At 69.3% G+C, this 14,570-nt stretch carries 16 protein-coding genes; 11 read left to right on the forward strand and 5 right to left on the reverse strand.

Annotated elements, in window-relative coordinates:
- Nucleotides 1–3: 3 nt before the first annotated feature.
- Nucleotides 4–921 (reverse strand): LysR substrate-binding domain-containing protein, encoded by a 918-nt coding sequence (locus ACPWT1_RS17180; protein WP_427912358.1) that lies wholly within the window; start codon nucleotides 919–921, stop codon nucleotides 4–6.
- A gap of 113 nt (nucleotides 922–1,034) precedes the next feature.
- On the opposite strand from ACPWT1_RS17180, the gene ACPWT1_RS17185 reads away from it, so the two are divergent.
- On the forward strand, nucleotides 1,035–1,670 hold the full coding sequence (locus ACPWT1_RS17185; protein WP_427912359.1) for an FMN-dependent NADH-azoreductase: 636 nt from the start codon (nucleotides 1,035–1,037) through the stop codon (nucleotides 1,668–1,670).
- Between the two features lie 97 nt (nucleotides 1,671–1,767).
- Here ACPWT1_RS17185 and ACPWT1_RS17190 read toward each other — a convergent pair whose 3' ends face one another.
- A complete protein-coding gene (locus tag ACPWT1_RS17190) occupies nucleotides 1,768–2,325 on the reverse strand; it encodes an NADPH-dependent FMN reductase (protein ID WP_427912360.1) in 558 nt (185 codons plus the stop codon).
- A gap of 183 nt (nucleotides 2,326–2,508) precedes the next feature.
- On the opposite strand from ACPWT1_RS17190, the gene ACPWT1_RS17195 reads away from it, so the two are divergent.
- The gene (locus ACPWT1_RS17195; protein ID WP_427912361.1) at nucleotides 2,509–3,384 is read left to right on the forward strand and encodes an EamA family transporter; all 876 of its coding nucleotides are present in this window, start codon (nucleotides 2,509–2,511) and stop codon (nucleotides 3,382–3,384) included.
- Complete coding sequence (locus ACPWT1_RS17200; protein ID WP_427912362.1) at nucleotides 3,381–4,115, forward strand: TSUP family transporter; 735 nt, start codon at nucleotides 3,381–3,383, stop codon at nucleotides 4,113–4,115. The genes ACPWT1_RS17195 and ACPWT1_RS17200 overlap by 4 nt, the downstream gene beginning before the upstream one ends.
- Nucleotides 4,116–4,185: 70 nt before the next feature.
- Here the strand turns inward: ACPWT1_RS17200 and ACPWT1_RS17205 are convergent, their stop codons facing one another.
- Both ACPWT1_RS17205 and ACPWT1_RS17210 read right to left on the reverse strand, forming a co-directional pair.
- Complete coding sequence (locus ACPWT1_RS17205; RefSeq protein WP_427912363.1) at nucleotides 4,186–4,953, reverse strand: class I SAM-dependent methyltransferase; 768 nt, start codon at nucleotides 4,951–4,953, stop codon at nucleotides 4,186–4,188.
- Between the two features lie 251 nt (nucleotides 4,954–5,204).
- On the reverse strand, nucleotides 5,205–6,224 hold the full coding sequence (locus tag ACPWT1_RS17210) for a sulfate ABC transporter substrate-binding protein (RefSeq protein WP_427912364.1): 1,020 nt from the start codon (nucleotides 6,222–6,224) through the stop codon (nucleotides 5,205–5,207).
- Between the two features lie 112 nt (nucleotides 6,225–6,336).
- Between ACPWT1_RS17210 and ACPWT1_RS17215 the strand changes: the two genes are divergently transcribed.
- Together ACPWT1_RS17215 and mnmD are read left to right on the forward strand one after the other, a co-directional pair.
- Complete coding sequence (locus tag ACPWT1_RS17215; protein WP_427912365.1) at nucleotides 6,337–6,609, forward strand: oxidative damage protection protein; 273 nt, start codon at nucleotides 6,337–6,339, stop codon at nucleotides 6,607–6,609.
- A 15-nt stretch (nucleotides 6,610–6,624) separates the two neighbouring features.
- On the forward strand, nucleotides 6,625–8,415 hold the full coding sequence (gene mnmD, locus ACPWT1_RS17220) for a tRNA (5-methylaminomethyl-2-thiouridine)(34)-methyltransferase MnmD (RefSeq protein ID WP_427912366.1): 1,791 nt from the start codon (nucleotides 6,625–6,627) through the stop codon (nucleotides 8,413–8,415).
- Nucleotides 8,416–8,422: 7 nt separating this feature from the next.
- On the opposite strand, the gene ACPWT1_RS17225 is transcribed toward mnmD, so the two are convergent.
- On the reverse strand, nucleotides 8,423–9,154 hold the full coding sequence (locus tag ACPWT1_RS17225; protein ID WP_427912367.1) for a response regulator: 732 nt from the start codon (nucleotides 9,152–9,154) through the stop codon (nucleotides 8,423–8,425).
- A gap of 181 nt (nucleotides 9,155–9,335) precedes the next feature.
- On the opposite strand from ACPWT1_RS17225, the gene ACPWT1_RS17230 reads away from it, so the two are divergent.
- Genes ACPWT1_RS17230 through ACPWT1_RS17255 form a run of 6 tightly spaced genes read left to right on the forward strand, consistent with a single transcriptional unit; the run spans nucleotide 9,336 to nucleotide 14,519 of the window.
- Nucleotides 9,336–9,662, forward strand: a complete 327-nt coding sequence (locus ACPWT1_RS17230; protein ID WP_427912368.1) for a hypothetical protein — start codon at nucleotides 9,336–9,338, stop codon at nucleotides 9,660–9,662.
- Nucleotides 9,629–11,164 carry a nitrite/sulfite reductase gene (locus tag ACPWT1_RS17235; protein ID WP_427912369.1) on the forward strand — a complete coding sequence of 512 codons (1,536 nt, stop codon included), beginning with the start codon at nucleotides 9,629–9,631 and terminating at the stop codon, nucleotides 11,162–11,164. Before ACPWT1_RS17230 ends, ACPWT1_RS17235 begins: the two co-directional genes overlap by 34 nt.
- On the forward strand, nucleotides 11,164–11,550 hold the full coding sequence (locus tag ACPWT1_RS17240; protein ID WP_427912370.1) for a DUF934 domain-containing protein: 387 nt from the start codon (nucleotides 11,164–11,166) through the stop codon (nucleotides 11,548–11,550). The genes ACPWT1_RS17235 and ACPWT1_RS17240 overlap by 1 nt, the downstream gene beginning before the upstream one ends.
- 1 nt (nucleotide 11,551) lies before the next feature.
- Entirely contained in the window at nucleotides 11,552–12,277 is a 726-nt protein-coding gene (locus ACPWT1_RS17245; RefSeq protein WP_427912371.1) for a phosphoadenylyl-sulfate reductase, read from the forward strand.
- The gene (cysD, locus tag ACPWT1_RS17250) at nucleotides 12,274–13,203 is read left to right on the forward strand and encodes a sulfate adenylyltransferase subunit CysD (protein WP_427912372.1); all 930 of its coding nucleotides are present in this window, start codon (nucleotides 12,274–12,276) and stop codon (nucleotides 13,201–13,203) included. The genes ACPWT1_RS17245 and cysD overlap by 4 nt, the downstream gene beginning before the upstream one ends.
- Complete coding sequence (locus ACPWT1_RS17255) at nucleotides 13,203–14,519, forward strand: sulfate adenylyltransferase subunit 1 (RefSeq protein WP_427912373.1); 1,317 nt, start codon at nucleotides 13,203–13,205, stop codon at nucleotides 14,517–14,519. The genes cysD and ACPWT1_RS17255 overlap by 1 nt, the downstream gene beginning before the upstream one ends.
- The last annotated feature ends 51 nt before the right edge of the window (nucleotides 14,520–14,570 follow it).

The raw sequence follows: 14,570 nt of genomic DNA on the forward strand, positions 1-14,570 counted from the left end.
TGCCTACGGGCAGCCGATCGCCAGCCCTTCGCTCTTCACCCGCTCGCCGAGGAAATCGAGCAGGCGCCGCACGGCGGGCACCATGCCGCGCCGCGACGAGAACACTGCATGCACGACGCCGGTCCGCGGCGCCCAGCCGGGCAGCGCGTCCACCAGCCGGCCGTCGCCCACCTCCCGCGCGCACAGGTAGTCCGGCAGCACGCCGATGCCGGTGCCTTCGAGCACCGCGAACTTCAGCGTGAGCATGTCGTCGGCGGTGTAGACCGGGTGGTGCTGCAGCTCGTACTCGCGACCGCCGGGGCCGCGCAGTCCCCAGCTCGCGCGGCCGTCGGCGGCCGACATCGCCACCGTGCTCAGGCGCGCCAGGTCCTCCACCGACTTCGGCTTGCCTTGCCGCTGCAGCAACGCGGGACTGGCCAGCAGCAGCGCCGACGTCGGCCCGAGGTTCTTGACGACCAGGCTGCCGCTGTCGTCCAGCGTGGGTCGAACGCGCAGCGCAATGTCCACGCCTTCCTGCACCACGTCGACCACGCGGTTGCTCACCTGCATGTCGATCCGCACCTCGGGATGCTGGCGCAGGAACAGCGGCAGCAAGGGACCGATGGTGCTCTGCGCCAGCGTCACCGGGCAGGTGATGCGCACGGTGCCGCGCGGCTCGCCGTGGACCAGCGCGACGGCCTCCTCGGCCGCATCGGCCTGCTCGCGCATCGCGACGCAGTGGCGGTGGTACTGCTGTCCCGCTTCGGTCAGCGACAGCTTGCGGGTCGTGCGCTGGAGCAGCCGCACGCCCAGCCGGGCTTCCAGCTCGGCGATGCGGCGCGACAGGCGCGACTTGGGAATGCCGAGCGAGCGGCCGGCCGCGGCGAAGCCGCCTTGGTCGACGACCTCGGCGAAATAGAGCATGTCGTTGAGGTCACGCATGAAGATCGTCCCAGTGATGGAACAATCTATCCCGGATTTGCTGGCTTATCAAACGATTGGGCAAGTTTCAGAATCAATCCCCACGGCACCTGGTGCCGGTCAGGAGAACGACCATGAAACTGCTTCACATCGATTCCAGCCCGCTCGCGGCCAACTCGGTCTCGCGCCAACTCACCCGTGCCATCGTGGCCCAGTGGGTGGCCTCGCATCCCGGCACCGCGGTCGAGCATCTCGACCTGGCCGTGAACGCCCCCAGCCACCTGGACCTGCAGTCGCTGGGCTTCAGGCTCGGCCCCAATCCCGCCGGGCTGGATGAAGCGCAGCAGCGCGAGAACCTCATCTCGGAACAGCTGGTGTCGCAGTTCCTCGCCGCCGACGTCGTGGTGGTGGGCGCGCCCATGTACAACTTCTCGGTGCCCACGCAGCTGAAGGCCTGGATCGACCGCATCGCGCAGGCCGGCCGCACCTTCCGCTACACCGCCACCGGCCCCGAGGGCCTGGCCAGGGGCAAGACCGTGATCATCGCGTCGACGCGTGGCGGCCTGTACGGGGACGAGGCCGTGGCCGACCACCAGGAAAGCTACCTGCTCACGGTGTTCGGCTTCCTGGGCGTGACCGACGTGCGCATCGTGCGCGCCGAGGGCCTGGCGATGGGCGACGCGCCGCGTGCCAAGGCAATTGCCGATGCGCAGCGCGCGATCGCGGAGCACACGTCGGCCGATGACACGGATGCCGTGCTGGTGAACTGAGGGACGCGCTCGGCCGACGTCCAGGGGCCGCCTTCGGGCGGCTTTGTCCTGTCCGGACTGCGCTCGGTTGCGGGTCGAGCCCGCAACGACAGGTCCCTCACATCTTCGAGTGCGCCTTCACCCATGCGGCGTACTTGTCCATCCACGTGCCGAGGAACTTGCGCGTGTCCTCCGGCCCGATGTGCCCCTTGGCGTCGAACAACCCCTCGCGGTTGGCGATGAAGGCCTCGGGCTGGCCCAGCGTGGGCATGTCGAGGTAGGCCAGCATGTTGCGCAAGTGCTGCTGCGCCAGCGCCGTGCCGATCGCGCCGACCGAGATGCCGATCACGCCCGCCGGCTTGCCGGCCCACGCGCTCTGCCCGTAGGGGCGCGAGGCATGGTCGATGGCGTTCTTCAGCACGCCGGGAATCGAGCGGTTGTATTCGGGCGTCACGAACAGGACGCCCTGGGCCCGCGCGATCTCCGTCTTCAGCCGCTTCACCGATTCGGGCGGCTGGCCCTCCAGGTCCTGGTTGTAGAGCGGAAGGTCATCGATGCGCACGTGCTCGAAGGTGAAGTCCTTCGGTCCCAGCGCGGCCAGCGCCAGTGCGAGCTTGCGATTGAGCGAATCCTTCCTGAGGCTGCCGATCACGACGGCGATGCGGTACGTGTCCACGGGGCTCTCCATGTCTGCGACTTGAAACGGCGATGATTCCAGACGCCCACCGGGCCATGTGGCCCGGCGGGGCCAACCATCAAGGCCGGCCTACAGAGGCCGCGGCTGCTGCGCTTGCTACAGTGCAGCCCAGCCTCCCATGCCGAGCCACGCCGTTCGCCCCACCCGACCGCCGCACCGCGAATGAGCGCCGGCTCCCTCGCCCTCGTCGTGCTGGCCGCGCTGATCCACGCGACGTGGAACCTCATCGCCAAGCGCGCCGCCAACGTCGGCGCACCCTTCGTCTTCGCGAACACGCTGCTCAGCGCCGTGCTGTATGCGCCCTGGGTGGGCTGGATCCTCTGGCACGAAGGCATGGCCTGGAGCTGGGCCATCGCGGCCTGCCTGTTGCTCACCGGGGGCCTGCACCTGGCCTACAGCCTGTGCCTGCAGAAGGGCTATCGCGTCGCCGACCTGTCGGTGGTCTATCCCGTTGCCCGCGGATCGGGACCTGCCTTGTCGTCGCTGGGGGCGTTGCTGCTGCTGCACGAAGTGCCGAGCCTGCAGGGCCTGGGCGGGCTCGCGCTGGTGGTCGGTGGCATCGGGCTGATCGCCGCCGGCGCCCCGAAGAAGGCGCCGTCGACCGCGCATGCCCCGGTGGCCACGGGTGTGCGCTGGGGTCTTGCGACGGGCGCGCTGATCGCCTGCTACACGGTGGTGGACGCCTGGGGCGTGAAGGTGCTGGCCCTCGCGCCGGTGCTGCTGGACTGGTTCGCGAACGCGGCGCGGGTCGGGATGATCACCCCGTGGGTGGTGCGCGACCGCCAGTGGCTGCGCGCGATGCGGGGCCACTGGCTGCTGGCCGCGGCGGTGGGTGCGCTGGCCCCCATGTCGTACATCCTCGTGCTGTCGGCCTACCGTGCCGGCGCGCCGGTCACGCTGGTGGCACCGGCGCGCGAGCTGTCGATGATGGTGGCCGCCGTGCTGGGCGTGCTGGTGCTGCGCGAGCCCGCGGGCCCGGCGCGCATCGCCGGCTGCGTGCTGCTCACCGTGGGCGTCGTGCTGCTGGGGCTGTCATGACCTTCGGCCTGGACTACCTGCTCGTGTTCGCCGTCGGCCTCGTCGCGGGCACCGTCGGTGGCGTCGTCGGCACGGGCTCCTCGATCATCCTGATGCCCGTGCTGATCCTGGCCTACGGCCCGCTGGAGGCGGTGCCGGTCATGGCCATCGCGTCCTTCATGGGCAACCTGGGACGCGTGGTCGCCTGGCGGCCGATGATCAACTGGCGGGCGGCCGGCGCGTACTGCCTGACGGCCATTCCCGGCGCAGCGCTGGGCGTGCGAACGCTGCTGGCCGTGCCGCCTGGCGTGATCGAGTCGGCGCTGGGCGTGTTCTTCCTCTCGATGATTCCGCTGCGCCGCTGGCTGGCGCGCAGGTCGATCCGCCTCAGCACGACACAGGTGATGCTGCTCGGCGCGCCGATGGGATTCCTCACCGGCATCGTCGTCTCGACGGGGCCGCTCACCGTGCCGCTGTTCACCGCCTACGGCCTGGACCAGGGCGGCCTGCTCGGCACCGAGGCCCTCGGCTCACTGGCGATCTACGGCACCAAGGTGCTCACGTTCCGCGGCTTCGGCGCCCTGCCCGCCAAGGTGCTGGTCGAAGGACTGATCGCCGGCGCGTCGCTGATGGCCGGCTCGTTCATCGGCAAGCTCGTCGTGTTGCGGCTCGCGCCGTCGACCTTCCGGCTGCTGATCGACGGGCTGATGGCGGTGTCGGGCTGCACGCTGTTGTGGGCGGCTGCACGATAAAGGGGGGCCAGCCGCCACGCGATCAGCCGCAGGACCGCGCCGGCAGTGCCGGGTCGACGACCCGGCAGGGTCACCGGCCGGCGGCGCCCTCGGCGACCGACTTGCGGCGGCCCACGACGATCATCGTCTGGGCGAAGCGGCCCGCGATCTTGGAAGCGACGGAGCCCACGCGATTCTTGAGCGAGTGTGCTTCCTCGTTCTCGGTGTAGTACGTGTGGATGTGGCGCAGGCCCGCCTTGTCCATGCAGGAAATGATTTCCGAAGGCAGGTACTCGCGTCTGTGGACGCCCTCGTTCTCGTAGCAGACGTCCCCGAACACGCGGCTCGCAGGCGGCATGATCGGCCGCATCATGGCCAGCTTGACGATGTTGCGCACGTTGCCGAAATTGGGCGTCGTCACCACCATGTACCCGCGCGGCGACGCTGGCGCGAGAAACCCGGCGAGCAACGAGATGTGCAACTGCGGATCGCGCGGGATGTGCTCGATGATCTCGCAGCTGAGCGCCAGGTCGAAGCGCGGGGGAATGTCCAGGGGGCGCGTGAGGTCAGCGGCCACGGTCCTGAACTCGCTGCGCGCGTACTCCTTCGCATGAGCCTGGATCGCTTCCGGGAAGTCGACCACGGTGACCTGCACCTTCTTCGCGCGATGCAGGGCGTGCTCGACGTAGGCGCTGCCCGCGCCGACCGAGATGATCGAATCGCCGGGCTGGAGCAGTTCCTCGCAGACCTTGAACGTGCTCCAGAGCCGCATGCGGTGCTCGTCGAGGTAGTCCCCGCCCTGGCGGCTGGCCTGGGGAACGCAGGTCGTGCACACCTCGAAGAATTCGGTCTTGTTCACGGATCCACCTTGCTCGGGCGTTGCGGGCGCATCCACTCTAGCGCCGCGGGCCGGCCCCGCTCATAGTCGAAGTGTCCCGACCTGCCTGGGAGGGCCCTCTCCCGTGCAACGGCGGTCGAGTTCCACGCCCGCCCTTCGCTCATCCGGAACAGCGGCCTCGGCGGCGCGCTGAGGCGGGGCCAGGCGCCACGCCAGCGCCGTGAGGCGCAGCACCCCGCCTGCCGCGTCGGTGGTCGGGCGCATGGCGGCGGTCACTTGCTGCGCGCGTAGATCTGGTCGAAGCTGCCGCCGTCGGCGAAGTGCTCCTTGTCCGCTTTGGTCCAGCCGCCGAAGCCCTGGTCGATGGTGAACAGCTGGATCTTCGGGAACTGCTTCGCGTACTTCGCCTGCGCCTTCTGCGAGACCGCGGGACGGTAGAAGTTCTTGCCGATGATGTCCTGCCCTTCCTCGGTGTACAGGTACTGCAGGTAGGCCTCGGCGACGGCGCGCGTGCCCTTGCGGTCGACGTTCCTGTCGACCACTGCGACAGCAGGCTCGGCCAGGATCGACAGCGACGGCGCGACCACGTCGAATTTCGCGCCGAACTCCTTCTCCAGCAGGAAGGCCTCGTTCTCCCACGCGATCAGCACGTCGCCCTGGCCGCGCTGGGCGAAGGTGATGGTGGACCCGCGCGCGCCGGTGTCCAGCACGGGCACGTTGCCATACAGCTTCGCGACGAACTCCTTGGCCTTCGCGTCGCCGCCGTACTTGCGCTTGGCGAATTCCCACGCCGCGAGGTAGTTCCAGCGCGCGCCGCCCGAGGTCTTCGGGTTGGGCGTGATCACGCTGACGCCCGGCTTCACGAGGTCATCCCAGTCCTTGATGCCCTTGGGATTGCCCTGGCGCACCACGAGCACGATGGTCGACGTGTACGGGGACGAGTTGTTCGGCAGGCGCTTTTGCCAGCCTTCCTTGACCCAGCCGCCGTGCTGCACCAGCGCGTCGGTGTCGCCGCCCAGGCCCAGCGTGGCCACGTCGGCATCGAGGCCGTCGATGATGGAGCGGGCCTGCTTGCCCGAGCCGCCGTGCGACTGCTTCACCGTGACGTCCTGCCCGGTCTTCGCCTTCCATGCCTTCGCGAACGCCTGGTTGAACTCGACGTAAAGCTCGCGCGTCGGGTCGTACGACACGTTGAGCAACGTCACGGCAGGACCCTGCGCGAAAGCGTTCGACAGGCCGCCCGCGAGGGCGAGGGCCAGGGGAATCTTGATAAAGTCGCGGCGAAGGCTCATGGAGATCGGCTCCCGTCTGTTGTGTGTGGAGCGCATTCTTCGAGGCCTTCCCGAAAACTGGAACGACCGAGTTCTCAGTTGTTTATCCGCATAAGCTAATCAGGAGCCGTTCGTGGCCCGCACCGTCCATTGCATCAAGCTCGGCCGCGACGCCGAGGGCCTCGACTTCCCGCCCTACCCCGGCGAGCTGGGCAAGCGCCTGTACGAGAACGTCAGCAAGGAAGCCTGGGCCGGGTGGCTGAAGCACCAGACCATGCTGGTGAACGAGAACCGCCTCAACCTCGCGGACCAGCGCGCGCGCGAGTACCTCAAGCGCCAGATGGAGCAGCACTTCTTCGGCACCGGCGCGGACGTCGCGCAGGGCTACGTGCCGCCCACCTCCTGATCGCGCGCCACCCCCGTGTCCGAGCCGGTCGCGTGGTCGCCTGAGGGCACGCCCCGCAGTTCACGCTTCGACGACATCTACCGCTCCGCCAGTGGTGGCCTCGCGCAGGCCCGCCACGTGTTCCTCGGCGGCTGCGGCCTTCCGCAGGCATGGGCGGGCCAGCGCTGCTGGCGCATCCTCGAGACGGGCTTCGGCCTCGGCCTGAACTTCCTCGCCGCGTGGCGCGCGTGGAAGGACGACGCGCAGCGGCCCGGCCTGCTGCACTTCGTTTCCGCCGAAGCGTTCCCCGTTGCAGCGGCCGACCTGGTGCGCAGCGCGCAGGCGCATCCCGAACTGCAGGAGCTCGCGGCAGACCTGGCCGCGCAATGGTGGGGACTCGTGCCCGGCGTGCATCGCCTGTCCTTCGACAGCGGCCGCGTCCTGCTGACGCTGTGCATCGGCGATGCACGCGCCATGTTGTCCGAGCAGGCGTTCGCCGCGGACGCGGTGTTCCTCGACGGCTTCGATCCCGCACGCAATCCGCAGATGTGGGAGCTGCCGTTGTTCAAGGCCGTTGCCCGCCTGTGCCGCCGCGGCACCGCGATCGCGACGTGGACCGTCGCCGGGCAAGTGCGGCGGGACCTGCAGCAGTGCGGGTTCGAGGTGGACAGGGTGCCGGGCCTTTCGCCCAAGCGCGAGTGCCTGGCCGGCCGCTTCGCGCCCGCATGGGCTTCCCGCGGCGATCCCGTCGCAACCCCGCTCACCCCCGGCCGCGCCATCGTCATCGGTGCGGGCCTTGCAGGCAGTGCTGCCGCGGCGTCGCTGGCGCAGCGTAGCTGGCAGGTGCAGGTGCTCGACGCCGCCGCGCAGCCCGCGACCGGAGCCTCGGGCCTGCCCGCAGGCTTGCTTGCACCGCACACGTCGTCGGACGATTCGCTGCTGTCGCGGCTGTCGCGCGCCGGCGTGCGCATGACGCTGCAGCAGGCGACACGGCACCTGCGCGCAGGCACCGATTGGGACTTCACCGGCGTGCTCGAGCGCCGCGCCCCCGATGCACGCGCGCCTGCGGATCTCGGTGACGAAGGTCGCGCCTGGCAGGAGCCGCGAGCCGACGGTGTGTGGCACTCGGCCGGTGGGTGGATCAAGCCAGCGGCGCTGGTGCAAGCGTGGTTGTCGACGCCCGGTGTGCAGTTCCGGGGGTCCGTCCGCATCGAGCGGATGCAGCGGACCGGGATCCATTGGCAGGCGCTCGATGTGCGCGGGCAGCTCGTGGCCGAAGCCGACCTCGTCGTCGTGGCTGCCGCACTTGGCAGCGGCACCCTGCTGCCGGACCTCGCGCTCATGCCCGTACGCGGCCAGGTCAGCTGGGCCACGCGCGACGACACCACGTCGATGCCCTCAGGGCCTGTGAATGGCAATGGCCACTTCCTGCCTTCGGTGCCGCTTGCGGAAGGTCCCGCGTGGCTCACCGGCTCGACTTATGGCCGCGGGGACACCTCGCTCGAGCCGCGCGACGCGGACCAGCTCGCCAACCTGGACCGCTTGCGAACGCTGGCCCCCGAAGTGGCTGCGGCGCTGGCGCCGGCGTTTGTCGATCGTGCGGTGCAGGCCTGGTGCGGCGTGCGCTGTGCTTCATCGGACCGTCGGCCACTGGTGGGCGAACTCGCGCCGGGACTGTGGGTCAGCACCGCGATGGGCTCACGCGGCCTGACCTTCGCGTGGCTCGCGGCCGAGTTGCTGGCCGCTCGCCTGCATGGCGAGCCGTTGCCGCTGCCGATGCGGCTCGCGTCGGCGTTGGACGTGGCGCGGCAGCGCGCCGCTGGGTGAACAGGCCCTAGACGCGCTGCAGCAGCGCGTGCAGCTGGACTGGGTCGATGCGATCGCCGGGCAGGTTGTGCGCCCCGGCGCGCCACGCCTGCATGCGATCGGCCGCCGTCGCACGGCCATTGGTGGCGATCAGGTGGGTGATCTTCGGACGGGCGGCCCCCAGCTGCCGCACGAATTTCCAGCCCTCGGCATCGGGCAGGTCCAGGTCGACCAGCGCGATGTCGTAGCGGTTGTGGCGCGCGTACTCCAGCGCCTCGGCCGGCGTCTGCGCTTCGTCGGCCTGCGTGATGTCGGCGAGGGCGAGCCGCGCCCGCAGGTAGAGCCGGTGGTCGCGATCGGCGCTGGCGATCAGCGCGCGCCGGCCGGGGAGGAGAAGATCGAGGGAGGCCGGCGCCGTGAGGTCGAAATCGACGTTGCTGGGCGGCTCGATCAGCTCGTCCATCGCCAGCACCACCTCGGCCCAGCGCACCGGACGGTCGAAGCAGCGGCGCGCCTGCGGCGGATTGCCCGGCCCGATCCACACCATCTTGAGCCCGGCGTTGCTGGGCGATTCGAGTTCCAGCACGGCCTCGTACGACTGGCTGTCGATCAGTACCAGGTCGGGCCGGGGCGCCGTGCCGCCGCCCTGCCACAGCTCGTAGGTGACCGCGCGGCCTTCCGAGAGACGCAGCAGGGTGTTGAGCGAATGCCGCTCTTCATCGGCGAAGCCGATCACCCATACCGAAGCCGTTCTCGTCATGCCAGGTCCATCCTCAGCAGCCGATGATAGTGCCCACTGCCGGGCTGTCGGCCCTTATCCGGCCTGACGTGTTTTCCCGGCGCAACGCCGCGCCGCGCTTGCGGAATATGCATATCCGCATAAGGCGAGAACAAGAAAATCGTTGGTGGCCATAAGGAGCGTCCGTAGAGTCGCGGCCCTTATGTACCAGTACACCGAGTTCGACAAGACTTTCGTTCGCGCGCGTGCGGCCCAGTTCCGCGACCAGCTGCAGCGCTGGCAGGCCGGCACGCTGAGCGATGAGGAGTTGCGGCCGCTGCGTCTGCAGAACGGCTGGTATATCCAGCGCTACGCGCCGATGGCCCGCATCTCGGTGCCCTATGGCGAACTGTCCAGCAAGCAGCTGCGCACGCTGGGCCAGGTGGCCCGCGAGTTCGACCGACCCGATCCGGCCCTGCTGCAGGACGCACAGGAGAAGCAACTCGCACTGGTCCCGTGCCGGTGCCCGGCACCAACCGCCAGGTGGTGACGAACCTGAAGTACGGCTACGGCCACTTCACCACGCGCACCAACGTGCAGTTCAACTGGATCCCGATCACGCGCGCCGCCGACGTGATGGAACTGCTGGCCAGCGTGAACATGCATGGCATCCAGACCAGCGGCAACGCCATCCGCAACATCACGACCGAGGCGCTCGCGGGCATTGCCGTCGACGAGATCGCCGATCCGCGGCCGTTCGCCGAAATCATCCGGCAGTGGGCGGCGCTCCATCCGGAGTTCGTCTTCCTGCCGCGCAAGTTCAAGATCGCGCTCAATGGCGCGACCGAAGATCGCGCCGCGCTGGGCTGGTACGACATCAGCCTGCAGGCGCTGAAGAACGAGGCCGGCGAGCTTGGCTTCAAGGTGCTGGTGGGCGGCGGCATGGGTCGCACGCCGGTGATCGGCACGGTGGTGCGCCAGTTCGTGCCGTGGCAGCACGTGCTGAGCTACCTGGAGGCCTGCATCCGCGTCTACAACCAGTACGGCCGCCGCGACAACATCTGGAAGGCACGCATCAAGATCCTCGTGAAGTCCGAGGGCCAGAAGTACATCGACAAGGTGGAAGAGGAATTCCGCCAGATCGTCGAGATCGACGGCGCCCCGCACACCATCACGCAGGCCGAGCTGGACCGCGTGGCCGGGCAGTTCGTCGCGCCCGAGATCAGGCGTTCGCACCGCGCGTCCGCCGACCAGCGCGTGCACGAGATCATCCGCGCCGACGCCGAGGCCGATCCGCTGTACGACCGCTGGCTGCAGCGCAACGTCCTTCCGCACCGCAACCCCGAGCTGCGCGCCGTGGTGCTGTCGTTCAAGCGCCTGGGCCAGAACCCCGGTGACTGCACGGCCGACCAGTTCGACGCCTGCGCCGAACTGGCCGAGCGTTTTTCCGCCGGCGAGGCACGCGTCACGCACGAGCAGAACCTGCTGCTGCCCTGGGTGCACCAGGACGACCTGCCGGAGCTGTGGGCAGCGGCCCGCAAGCTGGGCCTCGCGCGTCCCAACATCGGCCTGATCACGGACATGATCGCCTGCCCCGGCGGCGACTTCTGCTCGCTGGCCAACGCGCGCTCGCTGCCGATCGCCGAGGCGATCACCGAGCGCTTCCAGGACCTCGACGAGGAATACGACATCGGCGAGATCGACCTGAACTTCTCGGGCTGCATCAACTCGTGCGGCCACCACCATGCGGGCCACATCGGGATCCTCGGCGTCGACAAGGACGGCAAGGAGTGGTACCAGATCACGCTGGGTGGCTCCAACGGCTCTGACCTGTCGGGCCCCGCCACGCCGGGCAAGATCGTCGGCCCGTCCTTCGCGAAGGAAGAAGTGCCGGGCGTCATCGAGGCCCTGATCGACGCCTACCGCCAGCTGCGCCAGCCTGCCGGCGACGGCAAGTCCGAGACCTTCATCGCCACGCTGCGCCGCGTGGGTCACGACCCGTTCAAGGCCGCGGCCAACGCTGCCCGCTTCGTGGAAAGGGAGGTCGCCTGATGCAGCGCCTGATCGACATCCTGCCGGCCGCCGACGTGCAGCCCGAGCCGAACGTCAGCGTGCTGGCCGTCGCGAACGACGCCGACATCGCCGAGCTCTCGCTCGAGGGCGTGGACCGCATCGAGCTGAACTTCCCGAAGTTCACCGACGGCCGTGCCTACAGCCAGGCCTACCTGCTGCGCCGCCGCCGCAAGTTCACGGGCGACATCCGCGCCACGGGGGACGTCCTGATCGACCAGCTGGTGCAGATGCAGCGCACCGGTTTCTCGAGCGCCGTGCTCAAGGAAGGCAAGGACGTCGCCGAAGCCCAGCGCCAGTTCGACCGCTTCGCGGCCTTCTACCAGGCCGACCTCGTCGAGCAGAAGCCGCTGTTCGCCCGGAGCTGACATGGGCGCCATCGACCTCCACGCGCGGGCTTCCGCGGACTTCGAGCGCAAGCTCGCCGACACCCAGCAGTTGCTGATCCGCGCGGCCGCCGAGTTCTCGCCGCTGACCCAGGCCAACAGCCTCGGCGCGGAGGACATGGTGATCACGCACCTGATCAACGCGCTGGTGCTGGACATCCCTGTGTTCGTGCTCGAGACCGGCATGCTGCACGCCGAGACGCTGCAACTGCTGGATCGCCTGAAGGCGACCTCGCGCGCGCCCGTGCGCGTGTTCGAGCCGGTGGACGAGTCCGTGGTCCAGTTTGTCGGCCGCGAAGGCAAGGACGCGATGTACCGCAGCATCGAGCTGCGCAAGGCCTGCTGCCACATCCGCAAGGTGGAACCGCTGCAGCGTGCGCTCGAGGGCCACAAGGCCTGGATCACCGGCCTGCGCCGCGAGCAGTCGGCCGCGCGCGCCGAGGTGCCGCTGATCGATCGGACCGAGGCGCGTACGAAGTTCAACCCGCTGGCCGAGTGGACCTGGGGCGACGTCTGGCATTACATCGCGAGCAACGGCATGGACTACCACCCGCTGCACGACCAGTTCTATCCCAGCATTGGCTGCGCGCCCTGCACGCGCGCCATCAGCCTCGGCGAGGACTTCCGCGCCGGTCGCTGGTGGTGGGAGGACGAGAACGCCAAGGAGTGCGGATTGCACGTCAAGACCAACGAGGGAGTCGCCGCATGAACGCGCGCGTGGAACCGCAGCTGCTGTCGCAGCTGTCCAACCGTCACCTGGATGCGCTGGAGGAAGAGGCGATCTTCGTGCTGCGCGAAGTGGCCGGCGCCTTCGAGCGCCCCACCCTGCTGTTCTCGGGCGGCAAGGATTCGCTGGTGCTGCTCAAGTGCGCCGAGAAGGCGTTCGGCGGGCGGCTGCCGTACCCCCTGCTGATGATCGACACCGGGCACAACTTCCCCGAGGTGACGGCCTTCCGCGACTACCGCGCGAAGCAACTGGGCGCCGAGCTGGTGGTGCGCAGTGTCGAGGACTCGATGAAGCGCGGCACAGTCCGCCTGTCCCATCCGGGCGAGTCGCGCAACGTGCACCAGTCGGTGACGCTGCTGGAGGCGATCGAGGAATTCCGCTTCGACGCGTTGATCGGCGGCGCCCGCCGCGACGAGGAGAAGGCCCGCGCCAAGGAGCGCATCTTCTCACACCGCGACACCTTCGGGCAGTGGCAGCCGAAGGCCCAGCGGCCCGAGCTGTGGACGCTGTTCAACTCGCGCCTGCAGCCGGGCGAGCATTTCCGCGTGTTCCCGATCTCCAACTGGACCGAGCTGGACGTGTGGCAGTACATCGAGCGCGAGCGCATCGAGCTGCCCTCGATCTACTACGCGCATCGCCGCCAGGTGGTCGAGCGCAAGGGCCTGCTGGTGCCGGTGACCGAGCTCACCCCGCCGCGTGACGGCGAGACGCCGGTCACGCGCACCGTGCGCTTCCGCACCGTCGGCGACATCACCTGCACCTGCCCGGTGGCCAGCACGGCTTCGAATGCGAGCGAGGTGGTGGCCGAGACCGTGGTGGCCGACGTCAGCGAGCGCGGCGCCACCCGCATGGACGACAAGACCTCCGACGCCTCGATGGAGAAGCGCAAGAAGGACGGGTATTTCTGATGGACGTTGCAACCCTCACCAACGCCACGCTGGAAGCGGGAATCCGCCGTGACGACGACATCGACCGCGGCGCTGCCCTGCGCTTCATCACCTGCGGTTCCGTCGACGACGGCAAGAGCACGCTGATCGGCCGCCTGCTGGTGGACACCCAGGCCGTGCTGCAGGACCAGCTGGCGGGCGTGCAGCGCGCCGGCGCCACCGACCTGGCGCTGCTCACCGACGGCCTGACCGCCGAGCGCGAACAGGGCATCACGATCGACGTGGCGTACCGCTACTTCGCCACGCCCACCCGCAAGTTCATCATCGGCGACGCGCCGGGCCACGAGCAGTACACCCGCAACATGGTGACCGCCGCCTCCAGCGCCGACGCCGCCGTGGTGCTCGTCGACGCCACCAAGCTGCGCTGGGCCGATGCCGACCTGGACCTGCTGCCGCAGACCCGCCGCCATGCGCTGCTGGTGCACCTGCTGCGTGTGCCCTCCGTGGTGTTCGCCATCAACAAGCTGGACGCGATCGAGGATCCGGCACTGGCCTATCGCCACATCGCGGGCGCGCTGGCCGCGTTCTGCAAGGCCGCCGGCATCACGGCGCGCGCCGTGGTCCCGATGTCGGCGCTGCAGGGCCTGAACGTGGTCGAACAGTCCATCGGCTGGGCCGGCTATGTCGGCCCTTCGCTGCTGCAGTTGCTGGAGACCCTGCCTGTCACGCACGCCGAGACGGACGAGGCCCTCGCCTTCCCGGTGCAGTGGGTCGAGAAGTTCTCCGGCTCCGCCGACACGTCGCAGGGACGCCGGGTGTTCTGGGGCCGAGTGGCCACCGGCCACGTGCAGGCCGGCGACAGCGTGCGCGTGATGCCTTCGGGCCAGACCGCGGTCGTGGCGCAGGTGCTGGACGCCGTTCGCCGGCCACGCGCGATCGGCGCCGGCCACAGCGCGGGCCTGGTGCTCGATCGCGAGGTCGACGTTTCGCGCGGCGACTGGCTTCTCGCAGCCGACGCACCCGAGGCGACGCGCGAGATCACCGGCACCGTGGCGTGGCTCGATGACGAGCCGCTGGTGGCCGGCCGCCTCTACTGGGCGCTGCACGGACACCGCTGGGTGAAGGCGCGCATCAAGCGCATCGTGCACCGGCTCGACGTGCACACGCTGGCCGAGCAGGAGGCTTCGCAGCTGGAGCCCAACGCCATCGGCGTGGTGGAACTCGCACTGCAGGAGCCGCTGGCCACTCGGCCGTTCGCGCGCGCCCGCGTGCCCGGTTCGCTGGTGCTCGTGGATACCGCGACGCACAGGACTTCGGGGGCCGTGCTGGTGCGCTGAACGTTGACGGCAGGGCCATCCACCACCGCGCGGTGGACTGCGTGGCCCGCT

Source organism: Ramlibacter sp. MMS24-I3-19 (genome assembly GCF_050320135.1).
Classification (GTDB): Bacteria; Pseudomonadota; Gammaproteobacteria; order Burkholderiales; family Burkholderiaceae_C; genus Ramlibacter.

Coding starts and splice junctions, on each gene's coding strand:
- ACPWT1_RS17225 (WP_427912367.1), bottom strand. CDS start 9,154: ATGACGAGAACGGCTTCGGTATGGGTGATCGGCTTCGCCGATGAAGAG.
- ACPWT1_RS17240 (WP_427912370.1), top strand. CDS start 11,164: ATGCAGCGCCTGATCGACATCCTGCCGGCCGCCGACGTGCAGCCCGAG.
- ACPWT1_RS17195 (WP_427912361.1), top strand. CDS start 2,509: ATGAGCGCCGGCTCCCTCGCCCTCGTCGTGCTGGCCGCGCTGATCCAC.
- ACPWT1_RS17255 (WP_427912373.1), top strand. CDS start 13,203: ATGGACGTTGCAACCCTCACCAACGCCACGCTGGAAGCGGGAATCCGC.
- ACPWT1_RS17230 (WP_427912368.1), top strand. CDS start 9,336: ATGTACCAGTACACCGAGTTCGACAAGACTTTCGTTCGCGCGCGTGCG.
- cysD (WP_427912372.1), top strand. CDS start 12,274: ATGAACGCGCGCGTGGAACCGCAGCTGCTGTCGCAGCTGTCCAACCGT.
- ACPWT1_RS17200 (WP_427912362.1), top strand. CDS start 3,381: ATGACCTTCGGCCTGGACTACCTGCTCGTGTTCGCCGTCGGCCTCGTC.
- ACPWT1_RS17245 (WP_427912371.1), top strand. CDS start 11,552: ATGGGCGCCATCGACCTCCACGCGCGGGCTTCCGCGGACTTCGAGCGC.
- ACPWT1_RS17180 (WP_427912358.1), bottom strand. CDS start 921: ATGCGTGACCTCAACGACATGCTCTATTTCGCCGAGGTCGTCGACCAA.
- ACPWT1_RS17210 (WP_427912364.1), bottom strand. CDS start 6,224: ATGAGCCTTCGCCGCGACTTTATCAAGATTCCCCTGGCCCTCGCCCTC.
- ACPWT1_RS17185 (WP_427912359.1), top strand. CDS start 1,035: ATGAAACTGCTTCACATCGATTCCAGCCCGCTCGCGGCCAACTCGGTC.